General features: G+C 43.8%; 6 protein-coding genes, 2 tRNA genes and 2 rRNA genes (1 of these 10 running past the window's edge). 5 read left to right on the forward strand and 5 right to left on the reverse strand.

What is annotated here, in order from left to right; translation table 11 throughout:
• Nucleotides 1-6 precede the first annotated feature (6 nt).
• A complete protein-coding gene (locus F947_RS10045) occupies nucleotides 7-828 on the reverse strand; it encodes a hypothetical protein (RefSeq protein WP_004975182.1) in 822 nt (273 codons plus the stop codon).
• A 102-nt stretch (nucleotides 829-930) separates the two neighbouring features.
• Here F947_RS10045 and gspE point away from each other — a divergent pair, with 102 nt between their 5' ends.
• The gene (gene gspE / locus F947_RS10050; protein ID WP_004975184.1) at nucleotides 931-2,418 is read left to right on the forward strand and encodes a type II secretion system ATPase GspE; all 1,488 of its coding nucleotides are present in this window, start codon (nucleotides 931-933) and stop codon (nucleotides 2,416-2,418) included.
• An 80-nt stretch (nucleotides 2,419-2,498) separates the two neighbouring features.
• Here the strand turns inward: gspE and F947_RS10055 are convergent, their stop codons facing one another.
• From F947_RS10055 to F947_RS10070, 4 genes are all read right to left on the reverse strand, one after another.
• Nucleotides 2,499-3,323 carry a carbon-nitrogen hydrolase family protein gene (locus tag F947_RS10055; RefSeq protein WP_004975186.1) on the reverse strand — a complete coding sequence of 275 codons (825 nt, stop codon included), beginning with the start codon at nucleotides 3,321-3,323 and terminating at the stop codon, nucleotides 2,499-2,501.
• A 21-nt stretch (nucleotides 3,324-3,344) separates the two neighbouring features.
• Nucleotides 3,345-3,872, reverse strand: coding sequence for an anti-anti-sigma factor GigB (gene gigB, locus F947_RS10060; protein WP_004975187.1), 528 nt, complete (start codon nucleotides 3,870-3,872; stop codon nucleotides 3,345-3,347).
• A gap of 113 nt (nucleotides 3,873-3,985) precedes the next feature.
• Nucleotides 3,986-4,954: an RsbU family protein phosphatase GigA gene (gene gigA, locus F947_RS10065; RefSeq protein WP_004975190.1), complete on the reverse strand. Its 969-nt coding sequence runs from the start codon at nucleotides 4,952-4,954 to the stop codon at nucleotides 3,986-3,988.
• A gap of 101 nt (nucleotides 4,955-5,055) precedes the next feature.
• A complete protein-coding gene (locus F947_RS10070) occupies nucleotides 5,056-5,979 on the reverse strand; it encodes an MlaA family lipoprotein (RefSeq protein WP_004975192.1) in 924 nt (307 codons plus the stop codon).
• Nucleotides 5,980-6,525: 546 nt separating this feature from the next.
• Between F947_RS10070 and F947_RS10075 the strand changes: the two genes are divergently transcribed.
• The 4 genes from F947_RS10075 to F947_RS10090 all read left to right on the forward strand — a co-directional run.
• A 16S ribosomal RNA gene (locus F947_RS10075) occupies nucleotides 6,526-8,063 on the forward strand.
• Between the two features lie 59 nt (nucleotides 8,064-8,122).
• Nucleotides 8,123-8,199 (forward strand) — tRNA-Ile (locus F947_RS10080).
• Between the two features lie 112 nt (nucleotides 8,200-8,311).
• Nucleotides 8,312-8,387, forward strand: a tRNA-Ala gene (locus F947_RS10085).
• Between the two features lie 455 nt (nucleotides 8,388-8,842).
• A 23S ribosomal RNA gene (locus F947_RS10090) occupies nucleotides 8,843-9,375 on the forward strand (it continues 2,377 nt past the right edge of the window).
• Together the 16S and 23S rRNA genes with 2 tRNA genes alongside form the textbook arrangement of a ribosomal RNA operon.

Here is a 9,375-nt window from a genome sequence, read left to right on the forward strand (position 1 = left end):
ATCCTCTTAGAAAAATGAATCAAACATATTAAATAAAGCACCTGCCGTTTCACGCGGTGGTTGCAAATAGGTCACTTCACCTGCATGTGGCGGGGTGCGATTTTCAATCCGAATTCGTGGCGGGCGGTCTAAACCTTCATGCATCACTTTAATTTGTGAAGTCCATAAACGACCTGTACTTTCGCTGAAAAATAAAGGCAGCGCAGGCACAGGCACATTCATTCGGTCAAAACGCAATTGTTGATTGCTGGTGTTGTGAAATTCAATCGGCGTGACGGCACGAAATGCACGTGGTTTTAATTGATGTAATTCGGTACGGCCATCGACTGCTGTGGCATAGCAAATTTCACCTGTACGATGATTGGGGCCAAACCAAGTATCTTTCGGGCGAATAATCGGCAAATCAAAAATGGGTTCACGTTGACCATCGACAAAGGCAGACATCCACAACGGTGTGCTGATATACAAGGTGCCGCGTTGCCCCGCAGGAATATAAATTGGATCGACAGGTTTAATCACCACTGAACGGTCTGCCAAACGAGGCATGAGCTGTAATTTACTTTGTGTAGATTTGAACATATAGCGTTCAATTTTCACAGGTTGTGGAAAGGCAAATTCAGGATCATCAATGTTATGCCATTGCTGTTCATAATCGTATTGAACCTGCGGGCGATAATATTCCAAACGCCATTCTTGCATACCACGGGTCAAACGTACTAAGAGTGAGCCAAATTGCCACGTTTTAGGACGATTGAGCTCAAACTCATAGTCACCCCACCATTTTAATTTAGCCGAATCAGTTTCTGAAATCTCATGATTTTGTGACAATGGCCTATCCCTTTCTTGATAAATCAGCGAAAACAGACTTCACGCTGTCATACGCTTAGAGTACACTCAAATTAAATTTTTTCATCATTATTATAATCGCTGATGCAAGTACTGAAACAATTACAAATACCGTATAGCTTTGCCAAACGCCATGGGGTGTTAATTCGTTATGAGGGCGATCATGCCTTTATTGTACGTCGTGAAAATACGCCGATGCTTGCCATTCAGGAGGCGCGTCGTTTTTTGGGGCATCCTGCACAGCATCAACTTTGTAGCGATCAGGAATTTCACCAATTATTAAGCAGCAGTTTTGCAGGTGATACAGGCGAGTCGCAGCAAGTCGCTGCGGGATTGGAAGATCACCCTGACTTGCTTAGTTTGGCAGATTCAGTTCCTGAAGCAGAAGACCTGATGGATCAGGAAGATGATGCACCGATTGTACGTTTAATCAATGCTTTACTGTCTGAAGCGATTCGGGTTGGCGCATCGGATATTCATATCGAATCTTTTGAGAAAAAACTGTCAGTCCGTTTGCGGGTCGATGGTCAGTTACGTGAAATCGTGCAACCGCGCCGTGAACTTGCGCCTTTATTGGTGTCACGTATTAAAGTCATGGCAAAACTGGATATTGCCGAAAAACGTATCCCTCAAGATGGTCGTATTTCGCTCAGACTAGCAGGTCGTGAGGTCGATGTACGTGTGTCAACGCTGCCATCTTCGCATGGTGAGCGGGTGGTAATGCGTTTGCTGGATAAGCAAGCAGGTCGTTTAAACATGACGCACTTGGGGCTGATGCAAAATGATTATGAGCGCTTAAAGCAACTGGTACATCGACCACACGGGATTATTTTGGTTACAGGGCCGACAGGTTCGGGTAAAACTACGACCTTATATGCAGCTTTGTCAGACCTGAATGACGGTTCTAAAAATATTTTGACTGCAGAAGACCCGATTGAATATCAACTTGAAGGGATTGGGCAAACACAGGTCAATACCAAAGTGGATATGACCTTCGCTCGTGCTTTAAAAGCCATGCTGCGCCAAGACCCAGATGTGGTGATGGTGGGGGAGATTCGTGACTTAGAAACCGCCGAAATTGCAGTGCAGGCTTCCTTAACTGGTCACTTGGTACTGTCTACCCTACATACCAATACGGCCATTGGTGCAGTCACCCGTTTAAAAGATATGGGCATCGAGCCGTTCTTGCTGTCAAGTTCATTAATTGGGGTGATCGCGCAGCGTTTAGTGCGCACCTTATGTTCGCACTGCGCCACATGGCATGCTGCAGATGACTTTGAACAAGAACTCTTTAAAAGTGTGACCGATGCAAGCGATTTAAAACTTCCGCAACCGAAAGGCTGTGAACATTGCTCACATACAGGTTTTACTGGGCGGACTGCAATTTATGAAATTGTCCCTGTGGATGAAGCAATGCGCCGTTTGATTCATGGCAATGCCGCGGAATATGAACTGGAAGATTATGCACGACAGCAATCAGGTTCGATTCGTGAAGATGGATTGCGTAAGGTATTGGCAGGTAAAACCACTTTGGAAGAAGTGCTGCGCGTGACCAATGAAGCGGCTGAATAGCTAAAAAGTAAGGTTAAGATAAGAAATACAAAGAGTTGATCACTATATTGTTGATCAACCCTTTTTATTGAAATTCAATTTTAAAATTGCAATAAACGACGATGCTGCATTAACGGCATCGACTCTCGAATTTTGCTTTGTTCATCTAAATCAAAGGGCACTGTAATCAGTTGCGTACCTTCGTCTTGCACCATTGACAATAACTGTCCGCGTGAATTGGCAGCGCCTGAATGTCCCCAAGTCTGACGTTTTTCACCATGCCAACCTTGTTGGGCTGCACCTAAAACCTGACATTGACTGTCCATGCCACGCGCCTGCAAGAGCAATTGCCAATGCATTTGACCTGTGGTGTAAGTAAAAGCCGATGGCGCAGTTAAAATATTGGCGCCTTGCGCACGTAAAGTTAAGGCCAATTCAGGAAAGCGCAAGTCATAACACACCATTAAGCCAATGTTGCCAAACGGTGTTTTCGCCACAACGACTTCAGAGCCGGGTTCAAAAAACTTAGATTCCTGATAACCACCAACAGAGTCACCAACTTGCACATCAAACAAATGAATTTTGTCATAACGTGCTTCAGTTTTTTCTGGGCTAATACATAAACTGACCGTACGCACACGACCATCTGCAATTGTTGAACCATCAGGGCGATATGGGCAGGGCAATGTACCCGCCACAATCCAGATTTGATATTGATGTGCAAGCTGTTCCAAACGCTGTTGAATACTTTCAAACTGTGCCGCGGTTTCGCATTGTTTGCCTGCTGCAAAGCAAACAAAGTTTTCTGGAAAAACGATCAGTTCTGCACCATCGGCTTTACTTTGTTGAATCAATGTTTCAATGATTTTGAAGTTTTCCTCAATATCATTTTGTGAGTTCATTTGAGCAACAGAAAGTAAAGTCATCAAAGCATTCCTGAGTGAAGATCAAGCGTTCTGCTGATTTTGCTCAGCACATTGATCGAGATTATCTTGTTCTTTTTGTAGCTGTTTCACCAAAGGTTCGAACATATTTTGGTTGTTTTCATTCAGCTTCATGAGGGTTTTATGGGCATCTAATACCGTAGTGAGCATATTGCTATGCGTGACGTGTTCTTCTACCAGCTCACGCGTGCAGACAGTTGGGTCACCACAGTAATTTAAAATCACAAACACCTGTCCTAAGCCCATGCTATTGGCGAGCGTAGTAATGTCTGGATTAGTAGAGAGCATAACTGCTTGAATGTTATGGATTTGTTTCAGTTTTAAGCCTAGCTTAGCCAATACACCTAAAACTGTACTGTCAATAAATGTAGTTTGGGTTAAATCTACAATTGCACCCACCACATTAGATTGCTGTTCAATTTTACTGAGTAGTTTGTCTAGACTAATACAAGATTGGGCACGCACTTCGCCAAAAAGCTTAAAGATATGCGTTCCATTCAAACTTGCATATTCAACATGACCTGTTGACATATAAATGCCATTTGCAGAGAAGGATTAGATAATTATCCCATAGCGACTATATAGACTCAAGTGGCTTACAGTCGTATATCTTGGGTTTAGAAGTTAACTGGCTGATTTATTGGTTATTTTGTTCGACACAAACTCAAGATCGCAATATCATCTGCTACATGATCGGGGGCTTGGAATGATTGATTTTGCAAGTGAAAGACCAATTGTTCAAACTGTTCATTCAAACCACCACTATAAGGTTCTAACGCACCATCGGAGCAGATAATAAACCGCGCCTGTTTATTTAATACGCACTCAAATTCCTCAACGTCTAAATCTTCAGTCAGTCCCAAAGGAAAACTACTGGTATTTAAAATTTTAGGTGCTTGATTGGGTTCGATAATAATGGCAGGTGGATAATGCCCCGCACTCGACCAACGCAGTTCGTGGGTTTCAATATTTAAAATCCCACTAATCATGGTGATATGCTTTTCAATATTTTCTTGAACCAACATGCCATTCAGCTTCTTAATCAGTTCGCGTGGTGTTTTGGAGCGACCATGAAATGCAGCCATCCAAGACGTTAGTAAACTACTAGTTACACCATGCCCAGAGACATCGGCTAAATAGAACATGATTTCTTTATCACTGATTTTCCAGTAATCAAACCAATCGCCCGACAAATAAGCCGAAGGCTTAAATAACGTATCTACACGGTAGTTGCACAGTTCGATAGGATTGGGCAGTAATTTTTTTTGTAGTTCAGCAGCTGAAGGTAAGTCGCGGCTGTCTTGATTGCGTTTATATTGTGCGTCTATTTTGCGTAAGGCTTGTGGTGGATTTTCTGGTAAACGACTCCACAACCAACCTGCTAAAGCGCCTTGTTCCCATGCTTGCACCAATGCTGTGCCTTCATCTTCAAAGGCCAATACAATCGTGGGTAAATTCCATTGATGTGTTAAATAATCTTGCACATCGGCAATTGCAATAATGGTTGGGTCATACAAGCTGATGTCATCTATGTGAATCATTTGCACACTAGGAAGTGTGTCGAGCACCTGTTCTAGATATGGAATATCACGTGTGGGTTGAATGAAATACATAGAGTTTTGTGTTGACCCTGAACCTAAACAAAGCGTTACTATAACAATGCCTGAATACTCAAGGAAAGTAAAAACTCACCTTGAGTAAAATGTTTTACAAATTATTCTTTGCTTTCTTCAGGCGGGTTTATTTCTTCTTGATCATCAAAAAGTTCTTCGCTTTCATCATCTACAAAAGAAATACTATCTGCATCGAGTCCTTTCTTTTCCGCAATTTCAAAGTTTTTACGTTGCAAGTAAATATCCCGAATCGCGGCATATTTATCGCCCTGTAATACTTGTTCTACATCTAGGAGTTGCGAGCGCGTATCTAGGCCGCGCATAACTTGCTCCGACCAATATAAACGGTCATTGCCATCTAAAATGTATTTTTGTGGACGTGCCTGACCATCTACAAGTGTGCCGAAACCATCACGGAAAGTACTTGGGCCGTAAATTGGTAGCATGACATAAGGCCCTGAAGGGACACCGTAGTAGCCCAAGGTTGTACCAAAATTTTCTTCTTCCGTGTCTAAACCTAAACGACGTGCAGGGTCAGCCATGCCTAAAGTAGTAATCGTATTTAAACTAAAACGACCTAAAGTTTTTGCGGCACGTAAAGGGCGGCCTTGAATCAATTGGTTAACCGCATTCCAAGGTTCGCCCAAGTTTTTTCGGAATTGACGATATGACCCGCGCACTTCACCTGGGACTTTCTTTGTATATTGAACAGCAAGTGGACGCGCGATATTACGATCTAACATATCATTGAATGCATAAATCTGACGGTTCAAAGGTTGTAGTGGGTCTTTGACTTCATCGGGTTGTGCAGCATTTGCATTCACTTTTAAATCTTTGGCTTTTACATTTTTTAATTCTTTAAGCGCATCCAAACGACTACTTTTAGTTTCAGAAGATGAATTTGCTGCAATAACTTCAGCAGTTTCTTCTTGAGCAGCTGCTTCAGTAGAAGGCGTTGTCGCATGTGTTGAGGTGATGAATCCTAAAGAAACAAGGCACACCCAAAGATATTTTTGTTGATACATAAAGAATCCTAGCGCTTAAATCTGAGTAAGCAAAAGCTGTTATATCGCCGATGGGTATATAGTAACAGTTAATTGAAACGATGTATTAAAGCAAATTTGCTCAAAATGTGTGTAGAAAAAGCAAAAATGAACAAAAAATAAACACCTGATATATTTCTTTTGCAAAAAGTCTTGCAAGGCAAAATATTTCACCTATAATGCACATCCATTGGCGGTGATGAAGATTAAAACTTCTGATAAAACAATGACTTGGTTAAGAATGATTGAGTTGGGTTTTAGAAAGGAAGTTTAAAATAATTTAAATTACCAGTTGACACTTTAGAAATAAAGCGTAATATAGCCGACCTAGCTTGATGCTGACGAAGCATCGAGAAGATCATTAAGAGATTATGAAGAACAACTTGTGTGGATTTTTACTGATTGATTGATCGAACATATTTCATTGATTGATTGGTTTAAATTACTCGAAGTTTATTTGAGCGAAATTTAAGTCAGAAAATTGATGAGCCAGATTTGGAAGTTTAGATTAAAACTTCAAAATGATTTTAACTGAAGAGTTTGATCATGGCTCAGATTGAACGCTGGCGGCAGGCTTAACACATGCAAGTCGAGCGGGCGAGGTTGCTTCGGTAACTGAGCTAGCGGCGGACGGGTGAGTAATGCTTAGGAATCTGCCTATTAGTGGGGGACAACATTCCGAAAGGGATGCTAATACCGCATACGTCCTACGGGAGAAAGCAGGGGCTCTTTATGACCTTGCGCTAATAGATGAGCCTAAGTCGGATTAGCTAGTTGGTGGGGTAAAGGCCTACCAAGGCGACGATCTGTAGCGGGTCTGAGAGGATGATCCGCCACACTGGGACTGAGACACGGCCCAGACTCCTACGGGAGGCAGCAGTGGGGAATATTGGACAATGGGGGGAACCCTGATCCAGCCATGCCGCGTGTGTGAAGAAGGCCTTTTGGTTGTAAAGCACTTTAAGTGGGGAGGAGGCTTACCTGGTTAATACCTGGGCTAAGTGGACGTTACCCACAGAATAAGCACCGGCTAACTCTGTGCCAGCAGCCGCGGTAATACAGAGGGTGCGAGCGTTAATCGGATTTACTGGGCGTAAAGCGCGCGTAGGTGGCTAATTAAGTCAAATGTGAAATCCCCGAGCTTAACTTGGGAATTGCATTCGATACTGGTTGGCTAGAGTATGGGAGAGGATGGTAGAATTCCAGGTGTAGCGGTGAAATGCGTAGAGATCTGGAGGAATACCGATGGCGAAGGCAGCCATCTGGCCTAATACTGACACTGAGGTGCGAAAGCATGGGGAGCAAACAGGATTAGATACCCTGGTAGTCCATGCCGTAAACGATGTCTACTAGCCGTTGGGGGATTTGATCCTTTAGTGGCGCAGCTAACGCGATAAGTAGACCGCCTGGGGAGTACGGTCGCAAGACTAAAACTCAAATGAATTGACGGGGGCCCGCACAAGCGGTGGAGCATGTGGTTTAATTCGATGCAACGCGAAGAACCTTACCTGGCCTTGACATAGTAGAGACTTTCCAGAGATGGATTGGTGCCTTCGGGAATCTACATACAGGTGCTGCATGGCTGTCGTCAGCTCGTGTCGTGAGATGTTGGGTTAAGTCCCGCAACGAGCGCAACCCTTTTCCTTACTTGCCAGCATTTCGGATGGGAACTTTAAGGATACTGCCAGTGACAAACTGGAGGAAGGCGGGGACGACGTCAAGTCATCATGGCCCTTACGGCCAGGGCTACACACGTGCTACAATGGTCGGTACAAAGGGTTGCTACACAGCGATGTGATGCTAATCTCAAAAAGCCGATCGTAGTCCGGATCGCAGTCTGCAACTCGACTGCGTGAAGTCGGAATCGCTAGTAATCGCGGATCAGAATGCCGCGGTGAATACGTTCCCGGGCCTTGTACACACCGCCCGTCACACCATGGGAGTTTGTTGCACCAGAAGTAGGTAGTCTAACCGCAAGGAGGACGCTTACCACGGTGTGGCCGATGACTGGGGTGAAGTCGTAACAAGGTAGCCGTAGGGGAACCTGCGGCTGGATCACCTCCTTAACGAAAGATTGACGATTGGTAAGAATCCACAACAAGTTGTTCTTCATTGATGTATCTGAGGGTCTGTAGCTCAGTTGGTTAGAGCACACGCTTGATAAGCGTGGGGTCACAAGTTCAAGTCTTGTCAGACCCACCATGAGCGAGGGTCAGCGAAACATGTTTCGCCCGAGCGCAAGACGAGAGCTATGCTCGAGTTAAGCATTCGCCTTAACACAGTTTACGATACATCGAATCACAGATGATAAGCTGGGGACTTAGCTTAGTTGGTAGAGCGCCTGCTTTGCACGCAGGAGGTCAGGAGTTCGACTCTCCTAGTCTCCACCAAATTTTAAGATCAGAAAAGCACTGCTTTTCCTTAAAATTTAAGCAAACAGCTATGCTGTGCGCAGGCACACATATACTGGAGCTTTAAGCTAAAGATTGCAGAACTTAATAAAAGATCGAATAATTAGATTTGATGGTTTATTAAGTTCTGTGATTTAAATATCACAGTATTTAGTGCGGTCTGACGAAGACGCATTAATTCATTAACAGATTGGCAAAAATTGAGTCTGAAATAAATTGTTCAACTCATTTAATTCAAGATTGACAATAATGCTTCGGTGTTACGGTTTAATTACGAATTGAAATGAGAACTAGCAAATTAACTGAATCAAGCGTTTTGGTATATGAATTTAGATTGAAGCTGTACAGTGATTAAGTGCACGAAGCAACAAACTGTGGGCGCAAGCCTGTTGTTACACTCACTTGTAAGTGTTAACGACTGTTTGGGGTTGTATAGTCAAGTAATTAAGTGCATGTGGTGGATGCCTTGGCAGTCAGAGGCGATGAAAGACGTGATAGCCTGCGAAAAGCTCCGGGGAGGCGGCAAATATCCTTTGATCCGGAGATTTCTGAATGGGGAAACCCACCTACCTTAAGGTAGGTATCGTATGATGAATACATAGTCATACGAAGCGAACGCGGGGAAGTGAAACATCTCAGTACCCGTAGGAAAAGAAATCAATTGAGATTCCCTCAGTAGCGGCGAGCGAAAGGGGAAAAGCCCATTAAGTTATGTGTGTTTTAGTGGAATGCTCTGGGAAGTGCAACCATAGTGGGTGATAGTCCTGTACACGAAAGGGCACACATAATGATGACGAGTAGGGCGAGGCACGTGAAACCTTGTCTGAATATGGGGGGACCATCCTCCAAGGCTAAATACTCCTGACTGACCGATAGTGAACCAGTACCGTGAGGGAAAGGCGAAAAGAACCCCTGTGAGGGGAGTGAAATAGATCCTGAAACCGCATGCATACAAGCAGTGGGAGCC

Origin of the sequence: Acinetobacter towneri DSM 14962 = CIP 107472 (assembly GCF_000368785.1) — a bacterium.
Classification (GTDB): domain Bacteria; phylum Pseudomonadota; class Gammaproteobacteria; order Pseudomonadales; family Moraxellaceae; genus Acinetobacter; species Acinetobacter towneri.